The following is an 18,672-nucleotide window of genomic DNA, read 5'->3' as shown; positions in this document are numbered from 1 at the left end:
CTTTCGCGACTGAAGGTGGCGTGATTTTCGCGCCGCCTTTCTCTGTTTCCTGCCGCTATTTGCGAATAACGAAAGCAAAATGCGAAGCGAACATGAGCTTCATCAGATTGGTGCGAACCGCGTCGGCCCCAATGCGTTCGCCAAATTCCTCGATCGCGCGCATGACACCATTGTCCGGCCGTAACTCCGGCGAGACGGAGTTCTCGTTCGTACCGCTGGTAACGATGAGAAGCCGCCGAAACAGGAAGGTGAAAGCATCGAAACGTGGATACACCACTTCGAGGTTCAGCCCCGCCGAGGCGCTCGCCAGCTTCAGCCCGTAGGGCGTGAAGTTGAACGTGCTGTAGTCGTGCATCTGCTCGAGCTGCGATACTGAACCGACGATCGCCCCGCCAGGTTTGAGAATGCGGGCGAGCTCGCTGAAAGTCGCCGGTATGTTGGGCAGGTGCTCAAACACCTGCATGGAGAAAACGACGTCGAAGGAGGCATCTTCGAACGGGATGTTGATCCCGTCGTAGAAGACGATGTCGCCAATCGTCTCGGCGGCCGAACGAGCACCGGAGGACATTCCTTCCGCATAGTTCAGGCCGGTCCAACTCAAGCCGCTGCTTTCGCATCTTGCTCGATAGGCGCCAGTTCCACATCCGAAGTCGAGAAGTGATCTCGCCCCCTTCTCCACCTCGGCCGGGAAAAGCTCGACTGGACTTGATACCCGCTCAGCCGAAACGATCGGCCCGATCTCTTTGTAGAACGAGCCGTCCATGACCATTTTTTCGCCGGTGCTGAGGATCGCCCTCACCATCGCAGCGAGCATGTCGGCAGCAGGTATTTCGTTACGCGTCATTGATGCCACTCGGAAAAAAGGGTTTCTCTCGGACCCTAGCGAGTGGCCGCGGCGATGTCCATGAACGAAGTTGAACTGGCAAGGCTTCGAATTCATACGTCAGCGGATGAGGGGGGCGATTGGTCTGATCTGACGAGTGGGCTTGGTTGAGAAGCCCCCCGTGATTAGCCTCTCGATTGCCGAAGCGGCATTCCCGAAGTCGCATGCTCGACATCTTGGTCGAAACCGACAAGGGCCATGGCCGCATTGAGGAGCGCCGGGTCGCCGTCCTGCGCGACGTCGACTGGCTCTGCAGCCGGCGTCGCTTTGCCCGAAACGGTCGCTTCAGTGGGGACTTCGTCAAATCGCCGCAACAGGATTATATAGTCCGCGGCCCACCCTCACGCATGGAGGACATGCTTCTTGGCAACGTCATGTGAGAACGAAGAACAAGAAAACACGGTCCCGAAGCACCGAATGGGCGGCATCCGACCGATTGTCTAGGTATCATGAACTAATCCGCCGGACCGGCATCATATCGCGAGGGCAGTCGGGCTATTTTTCTTCACCGAAAATACGCCTCGGAGCATTACGCGAGTTCGACAGAATGGCTCGGGCATCCGCCAATCTCCAGTTGGCGCCTCGCCATCCTCAACAGAGTATACACGTGATCATTCCGGGAAATCGTTGAATGCTGCTTCTAGTTTCAGGATCGCATTCCGCCTACAGTCGCTTCGGATTTGCAACCGTGCAGGCGATCGCCCGCGCGGCCTATGGTGCCATCCAGCCGGCGCAGTTCTCCAAGCTCGAACAGTTCTATAGCGCCTACAAGGATCGCAAGAGCGACGCCCTGGTCGCCTTCATCCAAGCCGGCGATGAGCGTATTGCAAAGCTCCTTCAAAGAACGCAGTCGAAGATCGTTCTCTTCGAGGATGACTTGGCGAACATCGTCGGGCGAATGATGACCGACCCCCGACATACTTTCCGAAAGTCGGTCTCTGCCGCCACGATGGCTTCCGCCTCGCTGGCCCATCTGGCCGAAACGACCAACGCCGTGGTCTATCCCTGCCCCACGCCGCAATCCCTGATGTTGCCGTTCGTTCAGTCCCTGGCTTGGTTCTTCGGGATCGAACCGGACCAGGCGCTCGTGGACAAGGTGGCGGCCTCGATGAAGCTCGGATCGATCACCCCGCGCATGACGATCATCGAAGCGATGAACGCCTTTGCCTCGGACTTTTCGGAGGCACAAGCAGTTCTTGAGGACCTCGATGCGAAGCAGATCGCGGTGTTGGAGGCATTGCAGAAGTTCTACGTCGTGAGGGTCGGCGAGGATGCCGGCGAGACGGTCTCCTGGCCGGTCCACGCCCTGTTCGACCCGCGCAACCGCGACGACTTTCTCCCCGACGAGATCGAGATGCAGGGCAAGGCGCGGAGCCTGATCAGCGGGCCCGAATACCGTCTCGCGCCGGGCTCCTGGCTGACCGAGGTCGTCATCGGCGTCAGCGAAAACCTCTCCGGCAACAAGATCGTTTGGACGATCATGGAGGGCAAGACGGTGCGCACCCGACTGGACGTGGAGCTGCCGCCCGAGGGACGACTGGCACTTACCCAGGCCTTCACCGTCGCAGATCCCTGCAGCCCCATATCCTTCGTCTTCGACATGAAGGAAGGGGCGATCGAAGGACGATTTTCGATCCAGTCCATCCGGCTGCGGCGACTGCGGGAACAGTCCCTGCCACTCCCCGAAGAGATGGCCGCAGCAGGCTGAGGAGCAGCGCACTCGCGCTGCCCTCCCGGGACCGCGGGCCAAGGCTTGGGCCGAGGACGAGCGTCAATGGCAAGCGCGGTTATCAAAGGCCTCGATGGTCGGGGCCTCGCCAACCGGATGGCGGCTTCGACGGCTGCGCCGGTCGAACGATCAGGCGGCCGTGGCCGTCAGTAGATCCGGCCCGAAGCGTCGAACAGGCCGCGGTCGATCTCGCGCTGGCGGCGCTCGAGATCGGAGATCGAGACCGACTGCTCGAGATAGCGGCGTTCGCGCGACTGGCGGTTCTGGGCGCCGAAGGCAGTGCGGAGCTTGTCTGTGAATTTCATGGCTTTTCTCCTTCGTTGCCATGAAGGTAAGCGGTCTTGTGCAGCGCAGCAATCCGCCTGGCCGCAAGGCTCCCATGCAGCGATGCGACCCGATCGGTCGCGCCCTCGTAGCAATCGGTCCTGCTGCACAAAGCCGGGCGCTTCGAACGCCGCCCGGCGAAAGGGGCTTGCAAATCTTGCCGCCAAATCGCCGACGACAGCTCCGGCCCACGAAAAAGGCCGGCGCCTCGGCGCCGGCCTCGAATTGCATAAAAGATGGAAGGGTTCGGACCGAACTCAGACGCTGCCGAGCGTGATGGTGCGGTCGGAATCGAGCAGCGGATACTGATCCGTGTCGAATTCCTGCAGGCCCTCGATCTGGTTCTCCGAGATGCCCTGCGCAACGAAGTTGCCGTTCTCGGCGATCAGCGAGGACAGCGGGATCGCGACTTCCTTCTCGCCCATGCCGAGGAAACCACCCGAACCGATGACGGCGAAGAGCTTTCCGTCGATGTTGGCGACGTTCTGGATGTCGCCGAGCATGTTGCCGTTCGTCCCGACGATGTCGTACTCGGTGATCTCGTCGACGGTCATCTGGATCTCGCGGGCCGCGTCGACCGCGACTGCGATGAAGAGATCGGCTTCATTACGCTGGGTTCCGGCCTGCTGCGAGGTGCTGGCGGTGTTGACGGCATCATCCTGCGAAGCGGTCGTCTGGTTCTGCGCGTCAGCAGTGTCCCGCTCCATTGCATTGCCTTCAGAATCCTCATAGCGGATCTGCGGCTGGCCTTCCGGCTGGTTGACGGTCACATTGGCTTCTTCGCGCTCGTAGCGGATTTCCGGCCGCTGATCGGCCCCCTGGATATTGACCTGCGGCTGCGCCTGCTGAACGGCGACATTGGCCTGGGTGCCATCGTCATTGGTCTCGACGGCGGACTGATCGGCCTCGCCGACATTGACGGTCGGCTCGCCCTGCGAGACGCTGACCTGCGGCTGCGACTGGCTGACATCGACCTGCGGATCCGGCATGCGAACCGTGATCACCGGCTGCGGGATGTCCACCGTCACGTTCGGCGCAGGCTGGCGAACGGTGATGGTCGGGCGCGGCTGCGTCACGTCGACATTTGGCTGCGCCTGATCCACCGTAACGTCCGGCTCGGGAACGTTGACGCGAACTTCCGGCGCATCGGGCTGGACGACGACGTCGGCCTCGGCGCCCTGAGCGTTTTCACGCGTGGTGTCGTTGGCGTTCTGCGCGGTGTTGGTCTGAGCGAAAGCAGCGGGCGCCACCAGGATCGAGCTCATGAACAGTGCGGCTTTGAGATTATTTCTCATGAATTCTCCAAAATCGTTTCGTCTTGCACGACGATCTGTCGTGCAACTCCCTTGGTCAATCATGAAATGGCGTCACCGTTCCAAAGTTTTTTTCGCGATTTGCGTCGCAGCCAAACATTGACGCTTCTTCTTCGTAATATCATTTTAAAGGCTTATGATGTCTTAAACACCCTGAATTACAATCGTTATACTATCATTTCCGCTGGCGCTCTGACGCTTCCCAGCATTGGGAAACCGACAGACGCGGCGGATAATTTGCCGATGCCGGCGTCGTCGCCCCCGACCTACGCCTCCATCGGCACCCATTGCCTTGCGGCGCCACCGCCCGGCGCGTCGCGTTTCCGGCTCCAAATGCGGCGAAGCGAGCGGAGACGCGCGGGCGCAGCATGAAGCAGGACGAGGGAGCCACTGTCCGGCCCCAAACGAAGAAGGCCGGGATCGCTCCCGGCCTTGTCGATTTTCCAGATTTTGCAGACGGCAGACGGAAGCCTATTCGGCCGCTGCGCTGTGGCTGGTCGACAGGCTCGCCTCGGCGTCGTCGCGGCCCTGCTCGGCGATCGCCTTGCGCACGCCGGCACCGTAGTCCGGATGCACCTTCTCGAAATGGGCGAGCTGCCGGTCGACGATGAACTGCGGCACCCCCTGCATCGCGCCGGCGATGTTGCCGAACAGGCGCTGCTTCTGGCCGTCGTCGAACAGCTCGAACAGGGCCCGGGGCTGCGAATAGTGATCGGCGTGGCCGCGATAGTCGTGACGGCCGACCTGGCCGGCATATTTGTGCGGCGGCTCCTCGACGGAGGGGTCCTCCACCGGGCCGTTGAACGAGTTCGGCTCGTAGTAGGCGTCCGGATTGGTCGCCAGGCCGAGCGTCATCTCGCCGCCCTGGTGGTAGTGGTGGACCGGGCTCTTCGGCTTGTTCACCGACAGCGTGTCGTAATGGGTGCCGATGCGGTAGCGGTGGGCGTCCGGATAGGAGAACAGGCGACCCTGCAGCATCCGGTCCGGCGAGAAGCCGATGCCCGGCACCACGTTCGACGGGTTGAAGGCCGACTGCTCGACTTCGACGAAGTAGTTTTCCGGGTTGCGGTTGAGCTCCATCTCGCCGACCTTGATCAGCGGATACATCGAATGCGGCCAGACCTTGGTCAGGTCGAAGGCGGACCAGCCGGTCTTCTCTTCGAACTGTTCCTCCTCACCCTCGGGCATCACCTGGATGAACATCGTCCACTTCGGGAAGCGGCCTTCCTCGATCATCCCGTAGAGGGCTTCCTGATAGCTCTCGCGCGACTTGGCGATGACCTTCTCGGCCTCTTCATTGACGAAATGCGCGTGACCCTGCTGGGTCTTGAAGTGGAACTTCACCCAGAAGCGCTCGCCATTGTCGTTCCAGAGCGAGAAGGTGTGCGAGCCGTAGCCGTTCATGCGGCTGGGGTCGGTCGGAATGCCGCGGTCGGACATCAGGATCGTCACCTGATGCAGCGATTCTGGGCAGAGCGACCAGAAGTCCCACATCGCCGTCGCCGAGCGCAGATTGGTGCGCGGATGGCGCTTCTGGGTGTGGATGAAGTCCGGGAACTTGTAGGGGTCGGCGACGAAGAACACCGGCGTGTTGTTGCCGACGAGGTCCCAATTGCCCTCCTCTGTGTAGAACTTCAACGAGAAGCCGCGCACGTCGCGCTCGGCGTCCGCCGCGCCCTGCTCGCCGGCGACGGTCGAGAATCGGGCGAACATCTCCGTCTGCGAGCCGGGCTTGAAGACCTTGGCGCGGCTGTACTTGGTGACGTCCTCGGTGACGGTCAGCGTGCCGTAGGCACCCCAGCCCTTGGCGTGGACGACCCGCTCGGGAACGCGCTCGCGGTTCTGGTGCGCCAGCTTCTCGATCAGCTGGTAGTCCTCGAGGAGCACCGGTCCGTTGCGGCCGACGGTTTTGGCGTTCTGGTTGCTGGACACCGGCGCGCCGGACGTCGTCGTCAATCTCGGGCGATCAGTCATGATGGCCTCCCTTCGGGTTTGGAATCTTTCCAGGGCGCACCATAATGATCACACCGATAATCTCCAATCGTATTTCCATGCAGCCTCGATCGGCTTATCTTATCGGGCATGATCACCATCCGACAGCTCCGCTACTTTCAGGCGCTCAGCGAGGCGCTGCATTTCGGCCGCGCGGCGAAGCGCCTCAACATCAGCCAGCCGGCGCTGTCCGGGCAGATCGCGCAGATGGAGGCGGAGATGCAGTCGGCGCTGTTCACCCGTGGCGCTGCCGGCATTAGCCTGACCGCCGACGGCGAGATCGTCGCCGAACGCGTCCGCCGCATCCTGGCCGAAGTCCGCGAACTGGAAAGCCTCGCCGACCGCAGTGCCGGCCTTCTCGGCAAGCGCCTTCGGGTGGGGATGATCGCGACGGTCGCCCCGTATCTCCTCCCTCGCCTGCTGTCGTCCTTGGCGCGAGCCTATCCCAAGCTCGAATGCCAGGTGCGCGAGAGCATCACCGCGCGGCTGATCTCCGATCTGAGGAGCGGGGAAATCGACTGCGCCGTCGTCGCCCTGCCGCTGGATTACACGGATGTCGAGACCATCCCCCTGTTCGAAGACCCTTTTCATCTCGCAGTGCCGGCAAAAGAGGCGGCCGCGCTCCCTCGGCCCGTTCCTGTCGACCAGCTCGGATCACAGCGCATGATCCTCCTCGAGGAAGGACATTGCATGCGCGCGCAGGCCCTCGACGTCTGCCGCATCGCCGGCGACAGCGAGCTGGCGAGCCTTGCGGCGACGAGCCTGACGACGATCCTGCGGATGGTGGCGGGCGGCCTCGGCTCGACGCTGCTGCCGGAAATGGCGGTCACCGACGAGGCCCGCAGCGACGACATTGCCATCCTGCCGATCCAAGACCCCGCCCCCTACCGCCAGCTGGTTCTGGTCTTCCGGCCGACCTCGGTACGGCGCCGGGATCTCGAAGCCTTTGCCGAGATCATCTGCCGGTCCGTGGGAAAGCCCTGCAAGGGCGCGGCTTGAAGGAGCCGCCCGCTTCCGGCCGACCCCATTCCCGCCAGTACGGTCACGACAGGGTGAAGCCGGATTGACCGGCTGCGGGGCCCCGCTGCGCCATTCAGCCCCATATCGCTCACACGAACCCCGTGCCGATGGCGCAGCATCCGGACAGGCTCGCCCTGCCGGTCGCGCTTCGGCCAAATCCATTCTCGCGAGGATCAGATGTTCACGAATTCCCAATTCAAGCGGATCGCCGCCGCGCCGCTCCTCGGCGCCATCCTCTTTGCCGTTCCCGCGGCAGCGCAGACGACCCTGACGGCAGCGAGCGGCATGAAGATCGACGTCGCCCCCGTTGCCGAATTCGACGAGCCTTGGGCGATGACGTTCCTGCCCGACGGCTCGATGCTCGTCACAGAGAAGGCCGGCACGCTCATGCATGTCTCGGCCGACGGCAGCGAGAAGACGCCGGTCTCCGGTGTTCCGGCCGTCGCCTATGGCGGCCAGGGCGGCCTCGGCGACGTCGTGCTGCATCCGAACTTTGCCGAGAACAGTCTCGTCTACATCTCCTTTGCCGAGGAAGGCGAAGGCGGCCAGGGCGCTGCCGTCGCCCGCGGCAAGCTCGTGACCGAGGGCGAGCGGCCGCAGCTTGAGAATCTCGAGGTGATCTGGCGGCAGCAACCGAAGGTCTCCGGCCAGGGCCACTATTCCCATCGCATCGCCTTCGGGCCCGACGGGATGATGTTCGTCACCTCCGGCGACCGCCAGAAGATGACGCCGGCTCAGGACATGGACACCAATCTCGGCAAGATCGTCCGCCTGCACGACGACGGCGCGATTCCCAGCGACAATCCGTTTCAGGACCAGGGCGAGATTGCCAAACAGTTCTGGACCGTCGGCAACCGCAACATGCTCGGCATCGACTTCACGTCCGATGGCCAGCTTTGGGTCCACGAAATGGGTCCGCGCGGCGGCGACGAATTAAACCGCATCGAGCGCGGCGAGAACTACGGCTGGCCGGTCGTCTCGAACGGCGTCAACTATGACGGCAGCCCCATTCCCGACCACGACACCCGGCCCGAATTCAACGCCCCGGAAGTCTCCTGGACGCCGGTGATCGCGCCGGCCGGCTTCGTCATCTATGACGGCGAAATGTTTCCTGAGTGGCAGGGCGACGGCTTCATCGGCGGCCTGCGCAGCCAGGGCCTCGTCCATGTCCAGCTGGATGGTGACAGCGCCCGCGAAGTCGAGCGCTTCGACCTGGGCAACCGCATCCGCGAGGTCGAACAGGGACCCGACGGGGCGATGTGGCTTCTCGAAGACGGAGCCGGCGGCCGCCTTCTCAAGCTGACGCCGGAAGGGGCCGCCGGCTGAGGCCTTCGCGCAGCCCGCTTCCGGCTCGCCGGAAAACCCTCTAGTCTTCGGAATGTGGTGGCAGGCCGCGCGGCGCGGCCTGCCCCTCCCCAGACTGGAGCATCGGGAATGACATCCACCCCCATCCGCTGGGGCGTGATCGGCACGGGCAACATCGCCCGGCGCTTTGCCGGTGATCTCGCCCATTCGAGCAGCGGCGTGCTCGCCGCTGTCGGCTCGCGGGACGGAACCCGCGCCTTCGCCTTCACGGCGGCTTTCGGCAGCGGCATCCATGCCGACGAGACGGCAAAGATCCTCGCCCGGCCGGACATCGATGCGATCTATGTCGGCACGGTTAACCGCGCCCACCACGAGATCGCCATCGCGGCGCTCGAAGCCGGCAAACCGGTGCTGGTCGAAAAGCCCCTCGCCCCGACGCCCGCCGAGGCAAAGGCGATCGGCGATCTCGCGGAACGCCGCGGCCTCCTCGCCATGGAGGCGATGTGGATGGTGTTCACGCCGGGGATCGTCCGGTTGAAGGCGCTGATTGCCGATGGGGCGATCGGTTCGCCCAGAAGCCTCTCCGCCAACCTCTCCTACGCAAGGGCCTATCGCCCCGAACTCGAACTCTTCGACGCCGAGACCGGTGGCGCGCTCCTCGATCTCGGCGTCTATCCGATCGCCCTCGCCCTCCATCTCTTCGGATCGGCGGACGAGACCGCCCCGATCGTGGAGCGCAACCACGCGGGGAGCGTGCGCCAGGCGGCGCTCGTCACCCGGCATGGACAGGTCCTGACGAAGCTCTCCTGCGGCTTCGAGACCGAAGGTCCGAACGGCGCGATGGTCTCGGGCGAGCACGGCCGCATCGCGCTTGCCGGACCGTTCTTCTGCCCGCCGGCCCTGATGCTCAAGCGGCACCTCGCCGGCACCCCGCTCGACCCTCGCGGCGACGGTCCGGCCGGCGAGGACTTGCCGCTGGACGAGCCGCCCGCCGATTCGCCGCTACGGCCGGGAACGCTCCCGACGCCGATCGTCGGCAGCGGCCTGCAATATCAGGCCGACCACTTTGCCGCGTGCCTGCGAGCCGGATCGACGCAAAGCCCCGTCCACCCGCTCTCGGCAAGCCTCGCGGCCATCGAGATCATGGAGAGGGCGAGGCGCTCCGCGCCGGCGCTCTGAGGGCTACGAGACTCGCACATCTCAGAGAGGCGCCGTAGGCAAGCCCATGCCAGGCGGCGTCGACGTGGACGGGTGATGGCGAAACGTCGCAGCTTCGTCATTCTCGGACCCCTTCCCGAGAATCCTGGGGCGGTTGCCACGACCTTCGATGCCGCGAAGGCCACCAAGCGGAGACGATAGGCGCCCTACGATCGCTGGATTCTCGGGAAGGGGCCCGAGAATGACGAACCGTTGAGGTGGGCGCCTCCAATTTCGACTCCCCGGCATCTCGCACGTCGCCGCAGCACGGCGCTGGAACGGCCTCTGCGATGCTTGAATGCAAGTAGCCTAAAGGCAGCGTCGTCCCGCCCCCGCCGCCCTCAATTCCCCGGATAGTTCGGGCTTTCCCGCGTGATCGTCACGTCGTGGGGGTGGCTTTCGCGCAGGCCCGCATTGGAGATGCGGATGAAGCGGGCGCGCGTGCGCAGCTGTTCCAGATCGGCGGCGCCGACATAGCCCATCGCCGCCCGGAGGCCGCCGGCGAGTTGATGCAGGACAGCCGCGACCTGGCCCTTGTAGGCGACCTGACCCTCGATGCCCTCGGGGACCAGCTTCAGCGTGTCGCGCACTTCGGCCTGGAAGTAGCGGTCGGCCGAGCCGCGTGCCATGGCGCCGACCGAGCCCATGCCGCGATAGGCTTTGTAGGAGCGTCCCTGATGGAGATAGATCTCGCCCGGGCTCTCGTCCGTGCCGGCGAGCAGCGAGCCGACCATGGCGGCCGATGCGCCCGCCGCCAGCGCCTTGGCGATGTCGCCGGAAAACTTGATGCCGCCGTCGGCAATGATCGGGATGCCGGCCTTGTCGGCCGCTTCCGCCGCGCTCATGATCGCCGAAAGCTGCGGCATGCCGACGCCTGCGACGACCCGCGTCGTGCAGATCGAGCCCGGGCCGATGCCGACCTTGACGCCGTCGGCGCCGACGTCGATCAGCGCCTTGGTGCCGTCGGCGGTGGCGACGTTGCCGGCGATGATCTGGACGGCGTTGGACAACTGCCGAACCCGGCCCACCGCGTCCAGCACGCGCTGGGAATGGCCGTGGGCGGTGTCGATGACGATGAGGTCGACGCCGGCGTCGATCAGCCGCTCGGCCCGCTCGAAGCCGTCGTCGCCGACCGAGGTCGCCGCGGCGGCCAGCAGCCGACCATGCGGATCCTTTGCGGCGTTCGGATTGAGCTGGGACTTCTCGATGTCCTTGACGGTGATCAGGCCGATGCAGTTGTCCTCGGCATCGACCACGACGAGCTTCTCGATCCGGTGCTGATGGAGCAGCCGCTTGGCCTCCTCCTGATCGACCGATTCGCGCACGGTGATCAGCGGCTTCTTGGTCATCAGCTCGGCGATCGGCTGGGAATCCTCGGTGGCGAAGCGCACGTCGCGATTGGTCAGGATGCCGACGAGCCGCCCCCGAGTCTGGCCGCCGCGCCCGCCATTCTCGACGACGGGAATGCCGGAGATGTGGTGCGAGGCCATCAGCGCCCGGGCATCGCCGAGTGTCGCCTCCGGCCCGATGGTCACCGGATTGACCACCATGCCGCTCTCGAACTTCTTCACCTGCCGCACTTCCTCGGCCTGCTCGATCGGCGTCAGATTGCGGTGGATGACGCCGATGCCGCCGGCCTGGGCCATGGCGATGGCGAGCCGCGACTCGGTGACGGTGTCCATCGCCGCCGAGATGATCGGCAGGCTCAACTCCAGCGTCTTGGTGATCTTCGTGCGGAGGTTGGTCTGATTCGGCAGGACCTCCGAATGGCCGGGCTGCAGCAGTACGTCGTCGAAGGTGAGCGCCGTCGCGCCGGTTGGGGTCTCGATGATCTGGGCCATGCCATGCCTCCGGCAAAGGCGGACCGCCTTCGCAACGCGTCAAAAGGGATGGCAAGGGCTGCTACCACGCGTTCATGACAATGGGAAGCATGGCCGGCCAAGAAGTCACCGAGAAGGCTGGGGTTTCCCCGCAAGATAAGGCCCGTCGCGAAGACACAGCGTCCGACGATGGCGCAAGGGCGGCGATTCGCTGGAAAGCATCGCCGTCTTCTTCTAATCAGGCGGCGAAAGCCGGCGCCGCGCCTCGGTTCGTCACCGGGTGGTGGGACGGCAACGGATCACGAGGCGAGCCATGGCCAAGAGCACCATCATCACCCTGTCCTGCGAGGACCGCCCCGGCATCGTCGCCGGGCTGACGACCGAATTGTTCGAGGCCGGCGCCAACATCGCCGAGAGCGCCCAGTTCTGGGACCGCGATTCGGGCCGCTTCTTTCTGAGGATCGCCGCCGACTTTCAGGCGGACGTCGCGCGCGACAGCCTCGAGCGCCAGCTCTCCCCCCTCGCCGACCGCTTCGGCATGCATCTGAAGATCCGCGACGCGGCGCGGCGGCCGAAGATCATCGTCATGGTCTCGGCCTTCGACCACACGCTCCTGCATCTCCTCTACCAGATCCGCGTCGGTTGGCTGGATGCCGAGGTGGTCGCCATCGTCTCCAACCGCGAAAACAGCCGCGAGACGGCCGAGGCCGCGGGCATCCCCTTCCACCACTGGCCGGTAACCAAGGAGACCAAGGCCGAGCAGGAGGAAAAGCTCCTGAAGCTCGTCCGCGAAACGGACTGCGACCTCGTCGTCCTCGCCCGCTACATGCAGATCCTCTCCGACAACCTGTCCCGGCGGCTCTCCGGCAAGGTGATCAACATCCACCACTCCTTCCTGCCGAGCTTCAAGGGCGCCAAGCCCTACCACCAGGCCCACCAGCGCGGCGTCAAGCTGATCGGCGCGACGGCCCACTACGTCACCGCCGACCTCGACGAAGGACCGATCATCGAGCAGGAGACCGAGCGGGTCTCCCACGCCCTCTCGGCGGACGATCTCGTCGCCGTCGGCCGCGACATCGAGGCCCGCGTGTTGGCGCGGGCCGTGAAGCTGCATCTGGAGGGACGCGTGATGCTGAACGGGACGCGGACGGTGGTGTTCGGGTGACCGCGCTCCAGACCGTCCCGCGCATCCGATCACCGCGTTGAAAACCCATGCGCAGGGCCGTCGCCCTCGTTAGCGAGAACCGCGTCGCCCCACTGTCCGAATGGAGAGCCATTCATGGCAAGTGAACTCACCGACGAAGCCATCGATCTGGCGATCGAGCGCGGCGGCCAGCTCGAGGCGAGCTTTCCGACCCCCAGTTCCGCGCGTTACGACGCGGCATCCGGCCGGATCGTGGTCGAATTCACCAACGGATCGGCCTTCATGGTTCCAGCGCGCGCGCTGCAAGACCTTGAGAATGCCTCGAACGAAGATCTCGCCGCCGTCGAGATCGAGAACGGCTACGCCTTGCGCTGGGACCGGCTCGATGTCGACTTCACGATTCCAGGTCTCATGGCAGGCATGTTCGGCACGGCGCGTTTCATGGCCTCGGCAGCCGGTCGAGCGCGATCGACGGCCAAGGCGGAAGCCGCCCGCAAGAACGGCCGCAAGGGCGGGCAACCGCGAAAGGTGATCGCAGGGACTTCGTCTGCTTGAATCATGCGATGCCATGAGGCCGGAGGATTTGCCGCAATCAGCCGGAAGCGAAGCAAACCGTCTTGGCGGAAGCCGGCTCCCAGCGACTTGACGCAGTCCTATGAGGGACCCAGACATATGTGACGTGTCGGACCGGACACTGTTAGAATGGTGCCCGGGACTGGAATCGAACCAGTGACACTGCGATTTTCAGTCGCATGCTCTACCAACTGAGCTACCCGGGCGCCGCCGCCGAGGGTCGCTCACAGGCGTTCTGTGATCACCGATCCGGCGGGGAGTGGCGGCCTTATAGAAAAGCTCGTGGCGCCTGTCCAGCGCCAATCCCATGCCGGGCATGGAGTTTTTCATTTTCGTGACGTGCGCCCTCCAACCCATCGGCGCGCGCGACGTGGCAGGGCGCCCCGATGAGGCTATGTTCGGTGGTGACGCTTCATATCCCCGCCCCGGAGGCCCGCATGCGCCAACGTCCCGCCTTCCTGTTCGATCTCGACGGCACGCTGGTCGACAGCGTCTATCAGCACGTCCTGTCCTGGAAGGACGCCCTCGACGCGGAGGGAATCGCGCTGTCGGTCTGGCGCATCCACCGCAAGATCGGCATGAGCGGCGGGCTGTTCACCAACCAGCTGCTGCGCGAGATCGGCGAGGAGATCACCGAGGAAAAGCGCGAGCGGCTGCGCCAGGCTCATGCGGAGGCCTACCAGACCCATTCGAGGAGCGTCGTGCCGCTGCCCGGCGCGCGCGAACTCCTCGACACGCTGACGCGGGAAAAGCTTGCCTGGGCGATCGCCACGAGCGGACGGATGGAAACGGCCAAGCACAATCTCGACCGGCTCGGGGTCGACCCCGAAGAGGTTGCGGTCGTCACCCGCGACGCGGTCACCTATGCCAAGCCCGAGCCCGACCTCTTCATCGCCGCGGCCGAGCGGCTCGGTGTGCCGATCGAAGGCTCGATGGTGATCGGCGATTCGATCTGGGACATGCTCGCCGCCCAGCGCTGCCGGGCGCTCGGCGTCGGACTTTTGTCGGGCGGCTATGGCGGGGAAGAACTGGAGCGCGCCGGCGCCTTCCGCGTCTACGAGGACCCGGCCGGCATGCTCGACCATCTCGACGAGGTCGGCGGCCGGACCTGAGCCGGCCTTCGAGCCGGCCGCGGAGAGACGATCAGAAAGGCGAGACGATCAGCGGGACAGGCGGATCAGGCGCCGAGGCGCCTGCCGGTCAGGCGACGCCGAGGCGCAGCAAGTCGTGCAGGTGGACGATGCCGACCGGCCGGCCCTCGCGCACCACCATCATCGCGGTGATGTTGCGGGTGTTGATCATTTCCAGCGCCGCGACGGCAAGCGTGTCCGGCCGGATCGTCTGCGGGCCGGCGGTCATCACCTGATCGACGGTGCGCGACAAAAGCGCGGCATCGAGATTTCGGCGCAAGTCGCCGTCGGTGATGATTCCCTTCAGACGGCCATCCTCGCCGATCACGCCGACGCAGCCGAAACCCTTGCGCGACATGACGATGATCGCTTCCGACATCAGCGTGCCCGAAGCGCAGAGCGGCATCGCCTCGCCGGTGTGCATGATGTCGGAGACGTGCTTCAGGCTCGCGCCGAGCTGGCCGCCGGGATGGAAGACGTGGAAATCGTCCGGCGTGAAGCCGCGCCGTTCGAGCAGCGCCACGGCCAGTGCGTCGCCCATGACGAGCTGCATGGTCGAGGAAGAGGTCGGCGCCAGGCCTAGCGGGCAGGCTTCCGTCACCCGCGGCAGCTGCAGCGTCACGTCCGCCTCGCGGGCAAGCGTCGAGTTCGGCCGCGAGGTGACGGCGATCAGCGGGATGCGGAACCGCCGGGAATAGGCGACGATGCCATAGAGTTCGGCGGTCTCGCCGGACCACGACATGGCGAGGATCGCGTCGTCCTTGCCGATCATGCCGAGATCGCCGTGATTGGCCTCAGAAGGATGGACGAAGAATGAGGGCGTGCCGGTCGAGGCGAAGGTCGAGGCGATCTTCGAGCCGATGTGGCCGCTCTTGCCGACGCCGGTGACGATCAGCCGGCCACTGACCGCCCCGATCAGGTCGAGCGCCCGCTCGAAGCTCGCCGCCATGTCCGTCTTGATCAGCACCGACAGGGCCTTCAGCGCCTCGATCTCGGTTTCGATCGTATTGGCGGCGGAACGGGACCCTGCATGGTCGTCGGCGGCAAGGGACTGGGCGATCGGCAAGGACATGTCGCTTTTTTCTCGTCTTGGCCCGGCATGCGGCGGAAAAGCCGCGGCGCCCGGCAATGATATCACGCTCTCGGCCATGTGAGGCAAACGTGACCATATCGGGACCAGAGCGGCAATTCCTGTTTCGCGCAACCGCCGACGGTTAGCTTCCGGTTAACAGAGTGTCCGATCGGCAACAATCGGTCACTTCTCCTGAAGATCGCCGCCGGCCACGCAGCCGGCGTGACGTCCTATAGATGCTGGGCAAGCGCGACGATGGGCCAGAGCCGGGGACATGTCCTCTTTCCGATGCTGCTGATCGCGGCCGGCCTCGGCGCGCCCTCGCCCGGCCTCGCCCAGCAGGTCCTTTCCAGCGACGAGTTGCGCGAGAGCGTCGACACGCCGCCCGAGCAGGCGCGGCTTGGCGATCCCGATGGCGACCTGATCGAGGCTCTCGGCGCCTACGACCGGCAGAGGCTGGTCTCTCCCGACGAAAAGGGCAAGGATCCGTCCAAGCTGCGCGACGTCGCCAACCCCGTCGCCGAGGACAGGGCCGTGGACATGGCGGCACCGGACGAGCCGGCCGCGCCGAAAAAGCCGAAACGCAGCTTCGATCTCATGGAAGCGGCGCCACGGATGCTCGACGAGGGCCGCTCGCCGGCGGCCCGGCCCTCGAACCGCGCAGCGACGCCGGCCATGCGCAGCGACGCCCGGCGCGACGCCGACGGCCGTCCGGTCGACGACACGCGAACCGGCACGACGGACCGAGAGGACGGTCTGCCGGATCTCGCCAATCCGACGCTCGGCGCCGGCATCGCCGACGAGACTCTGCCGGCCCAGTCGACCTTGCGCCAGAACCGCGCCGTCGAAACCATCGACCGGCTGCGTCGGTTGAAGCGTTCGGACGCCGATGACCCCTTCGCGCCGGTCGGAACCAGGGTCGGCACCTTCATCCTCTATCCCGAGCTGATCGAGACCGTCGGCGTTTCGAACAACCTCGACAACGACGCCGCGGCGACCAAGGGCGCCTTCAGCGAGACGATCCTGTCGTCGCGCCTCGTCTCCGACTGGGCGACGAACCAGGCCGAGTTCAATTCGCGCTTCGCCTATCGGCACGACTTCGCCGGGGAGACGCGGCAGGACCCCAGCGCCTCCGCCGACGGGCGTTTGCGCCTCGACATATCGCACGACACGATCGCGACCTTCCGCGGCGCCCTCGACTTTCAGCGTGAGGACTATTCCGACGTCCTCGACGATGCGACGCTGTCGGGCCGGGCCGGCGTCCTGTCGGGCTCGGTGGCGGCGGAAGTCTCCCACGATTTTCATCCGGTGAGCGTCGCCGGCACGCTGACGGCGGCGCGCAAATCTTATTTCAGCCTGCCGGATGGCAGCGTCGACGAGGACTATACGACGCTGACGGCCGCGCTGAGAACCGGATATGACGTGTCCCCCGCGCTTCAGCCATTCGTCGAAGCCAGCGTCGGACGGCGGATCTTCGACGTCGCCGCGCCCGACGGGCGGGAGACCGGCGACCGGGACGCTTGGCTGCCGGCGCTCAGAGCCGGCATCGGCATCGACCTGCGCGACAAGCTGAGGGGCGAAGTCGCCCTCGGCTACGCCTGGAACGTTCCCGACGACGCGGCGGTCGAGACCACCGCCTCGCCGACCCTCGACGCCAGCCTCGTCTGGTCGCCGCAACGCGGCACCGACGTGACTTTGTCCGGCCGCACCAGCTTCGAGCCGGAGCTGACCGGACAATCGGCGAAGACGAACTACGAAACCTCGCTCGCCATCGCCCATTCCCTGAGCGCCCGCACCACGCTGACCGCCGCCGCCAGCTTCGGCTACGAGGATTCGACGGTTCCCGACGAAGACAAGATGCTCTTGTCCGGCGAGGCCGGCTTCACCTACTGGCTCAACCGGCAGTTCGCCTTGACCGGTTCCTACGAGCACCGCCGGTCCTTCGCCGTCGTGGAAAGCGATCGCTACAGCGCCGATACCGTCAAGCTCGGCGTCACCCTGCAGCGTTGAGGCGGCGCGAGCCGCCAAAGCGCTCCGATGTCACTCCGCCGGCTTCACCGTCTGCATCAGCTTTTCCATGTTGCCGATGACCTTCTCGCGAATGTCCGGCCGATAGAGCGCGAAGGCGACGTTCGCCTCGATGAAGCCTTCCTTCGACCCGCAGTCGAAGGTGCGGCCGGTAAACGGATAGGCGGCGAAGTTCTGGCTCTCCGCCAGCTTCAGCATCCCGTCGGTCAGCTGGATCTCGTTGCCCGCGCCCTTTTCCTGGGTGGCGAGGATGTCGAAGATCTCCGGTTGCAGGATGTAGCGCCCGGAGATCGAGAAGTTCGACGGCGCGTCCTCGGGCTTGGGCTTTTCGACCATGCCGGTGATCTTGAAGCCGTTGCCGACGGCATCGCCCTTGCCGACGATGCCGTATTTGTGGGTCTCCTGCGGATCGCACTCCTCGACCGAGATGACGTTGCCGCCGGTCTTTTCATAGAGTGCCACCATTTCGGCGAGGCAGCCCCGCTCGGCCTGCATGATCATGTCCGGCAGAAGGATCGCGAATGGCTCGTTGCCGACGAGGTCGCGGGCGCACCAGATCGCATGGCCGAGGCCGAGCGGCGCCTGCTGGCGGGTGAAGCTCGCCGTGCCGGGTTTCGGCTGGAGATCGTCGAGAAGCTTCAGCTCGGCGGTCTTGCCGCGCTCGGCCAGCGTATTGGAAAGCTCGACCTGGATGTCGAAATAGTCCTCGATCACGCCCTTGTTGCGGCCGGTAACGAAGATCAGATGGTCGATCCCGGCTTCCTGCGCCTCGTCGACGACGTATTGGATGACGGGCCGGTCGACGACCGTCAGCATCTCCTTCGGGATCGCCTTCGTCGCCGGCAGGAAGCGTGTTCCCAGACCGGCAACGGGAAATACTGCTTTGCGGACCTTCTTCATCGGACAGGCATCTCCTCGAATTGCGACCAAACGTCCCGGTCTGAGCCGGCGACAAACATCTTGCGGCGGCAGCCAAAGTCAACAGCCGCCTTCCATGCCCGCAAAACCGACTATCACGACACCGATGCGGCGCTGACGGAAAATTAACGACGTCGTTAACCGCGCCGAGGCATCGGCGCTGTCCGTCTTGCCCGCGGGCGCGGCCCCGGCCGGCGAAAAGCGAGGAGATGGTAAACATCCCG

At 65.0% G+C, this 18,672-nt stretch carries 16 protein-coding genes and 1 tRNA gene; 9 read left to right on the top strand and 8 right to left on the bottom strand.

Annotated features, from left to right (window positions below; all coding sequences use genetic code 11):
• Positions 1-55: 55 nt before the first annotated feature.
• A complete protein-coding gene (locus GTK09_RS00635; RefSeq protein ID WP_163460558.1) occupies positions 56-844 on the bottom strand; it encodes a class I SAM-dependent methyltransferase in 789 nt (262 codons plus the stop codon).
• Between the two features lie 203 nt (positions 845-1,047).
• Between GTK09_RS00635 and GTK09_RS00630 the strand changes: the two genes are divergently transcribed.
• On the top strand, positions 1,048-1,263 hold the full coding sequence (locus GTK09_RS00630) for a hypothetical protein (RefSeq protein WP_163460557.1): 216 nt from the start codon (positions 1,048-1,050) through the stop codon (positions 1,261-1,263).
• Between the two features lie 251 nt (positions 1,264-1,514).
• Positions 1,515-2,591: a hypothetical protein gene (locus tag GTK09_RS00625; RefSeq protein WP_163460556.1), complete on the top strand. Its 1,077-nt coding sequence runs from the start codon at positions 1,515-1,517 to the stop codon at positions 2,589-2,591.
• Positions 2,592-2,758: 167 nt separating this feature from the next.
• Here GTK09_RS00625 and GTK09_RS00620 read toward each other — a convergent pair whose 3' ends face one another.
• The 3 genes from GTK09_RS00620 to GTK09_RS00610 all read right to left on the bottom strand — a co-directional run bounded on the left by GTK09_RS00620 (position 2,759) and on the right by GTK09_RS00610 (position 6,223).
• Positions 2,759-2,917 carry a DUF3563 family protein gene (locus GTK09_RS00620; protein ID WP_163460555.1) on the bottom strand — a complete coding sequence of 53 codons (159 nt, stop codon included), beginning with the start codon at positions 2,915-2,917 and terminating at the stop codon, positions 2,759-2,761.
• A 276-nt stretch (positions 2,918-3,193) separates the two neighbouring features.
• Positions 3,194-4,231: a PRC-barrel domain-containing protein gene (locus GTK09_RS00615; protein WP_163460554.1), complete on the bottom strand. Its 1,038-nt coding sequence runs from the start codon at positions 4,229-4,231 to the stop codon at positions 3,194-3,196.
• Positions 4,232-4,720: 489 nt separating this feature from the next.
• Complete coding sequence (locus GTK09_RS00610) at positions 4,721-6,223, bottom strand: catalase (protein ID WP_163460553.1); 1,503 nt, start codon at positions 6,221-6,223, stop codon at positions 4,721-4,723.
• Positions 6,224-6,331: 108 nt separating this feature from the next.
• Between GTK09_RS00610 and GTK09_RS00605 the strand changes: the two genes are divergently transcribed.
• The 3 genes from GTK09_RS00605 to GTK09_RS00595 all read left to right on the top strand — a co-directional run bounded on the left by GTK09_RS00605 (position 6,332) and on the right by GTK09_RS00595 (position 9,745).
• Complete coding sequence (locus GTK09_RS00605) at positions 6,332-7,240, top strand: hydrogen peroxide-inducible genes activator (protein WP_163460552.1); 909 nt, start codon at positions 6,332-6,334, stop codon at positions 7,238-7,240.
• Positions 7,241-7,438: 198 nt separating this feature from the next.
• Positions 7,439-8,587: a PQQ-dependent sugar dehydrogenase gene (locus tag GTK09_RS00600; protein WP_163460551.1), complete on the top strand. Its 1,149-nt coding sequence runs from the start codon at positions 7,439-7,441 to the stop codon at positions 8,585-8,587.
• Positions 8,588-8,695: 108 nt separating this feature from the next.
• On the top strand, positions 8,696-9,745 hold the full coding sequence (locus GTK09_RS00595) for a Gfo/Idh/MocA family oxidoreductase (protein ID WP_163460550.1): 1,050 nt from the start codon (positions 8,696-8,698) through the stop codon (positions 9,743-9,745).
• 359 nt (positions 9,746-10,104) lie between these two features.
• Here GTK09_RS00595 and guaB read toward each other — a convergent pair whose 3' ends face one another.
• Positions 10,105-11,604 (bottom strand): IMP dehydrogenase, encoded by a 1,500-nt coding sequence (guaB, locus tag GTK09_RS00590; RefSeq protein ID WP_163460549.1) that lies wholly within the window; start codon positions 11,602-11,604, stop codon positions 10,105-10,107.
• 292 nt (positions 11,605-11,896) lie between these two features.
• Between guaB and purU the strand changes: the two genes are divergently transcribed.
• Positions 11,897-12,748: a formyltetrahydrofolate deformylase gene (gene purU / locus GTK09_RS00585; RefSeq protein WP_163460548.1), complete on the top strand. Its 852-nt coding sequence runs from the start codon at positions 11,897-11,899 to the stop codon at positions 12,746-12,748.
• Between the two features lie 114 nt (positions 12,749-12,862).
• Positions 12,863-13,282 (top strand): DUF2442 domain-containing protein, encoded by a 420-nt coding sequence (locus GTK09_RS00580; RefSeq protein WP_163460547.1) that lies wholly within the window; start codon positions 12,863-12,865, stop codon positions 13,280-13,282.
• 148 nt (positions 13,283-13,430) lie between these two features.
• Here GTK09_RS00580 and GTK09_RS00575 read toward each other — a convergent pair.
• Positions 13,431-13,506: transfer RNA gene (locus tag GTK09_RS00575), tRNA-Phe, on the bottom strand.
• A 231-nt stretch (positions 13,507-13,737) separates the two neighbouring features.
• Here GTK09_RS00575 and GTK09_RS00570 point away from each other — a divergent pair.
• A complete protein-coding gene (locus GTK09_RS00570) occupies positions 13,738-14,412 on the top strand; it encodes an HAD family hydrolase (RefSeq protein ID WP_163460546.1) in 675 nt (224 codons plus the stop codon).
• An 88-nt stretch (positions 14,413-14,500) separates the two neighbouring features.
• On the opposite strand, the gene GTK09_RS00565 is transcribed toward GTK09_RS00570, so the two are convergent.
• Positions 14,501-15,502 carry a KpsF/GutQ family sugar-phosphate isomerase gene (locus GTK09_RS00565; protein ID WP_163460545.1) on the bottom strand — a complete coding sequence of 334 codons (1,002 nt, stop codon included), beginning with the start codon at positions 15,500-15,502 and terminating at the stop codon, positions 14,501-14,503.
• Positions 15,503-15,724: 222 nt separating this feature from the next.
• Between GTK09_RS00565 and GTK09_RS00560 the strand changes: the two genes are divergently transcribed.
• Complete coding sequence (locus tag GTK09_RS00560) at positions 15,725-17,512, top strand: outer membrane beta-barrel protein (protein WP_163460544.1); 1,788 nt, start codon at positions 15,725-15,727, stop codon at positions 17,510-17,512.
• A 30-nt stretch (positions 17,513-17,542) separates the two neighbouring features.
• On the opposite strand, the gene galU is transcribed toward GTK09_RS00560, so the two are convergent.
• Positions 17,543-18,430: a UTP--glucose-1-phosphate uridylyltransferase GalU gene (galU, locus tag GTK09_RS00555; RefSeq protein WP_163460543.1), complete on the bottom strand. Its 888-nt coding sequence runs from the start codon at positions 18,428-18,430 to the stop codon at positions 17,543-17,545.
• Between the last annotated feature and the right edge of the window lie 242 nt (positions 18,431-18,672).

The organism is Jiella pacifica (genome assembly GCF_010500815.1).
In the GTDB taxonomy this organism is placed as follows: domain Bacteria; phylum Pseudomonadota; class Alphaproteobacteria; order Rhizobiales; family Rhizobiaceae; genus Jiella; species Jiella pacifica.
This window is presented reverse-complemented; position numbering and strand designations above follow the sequence as displayed.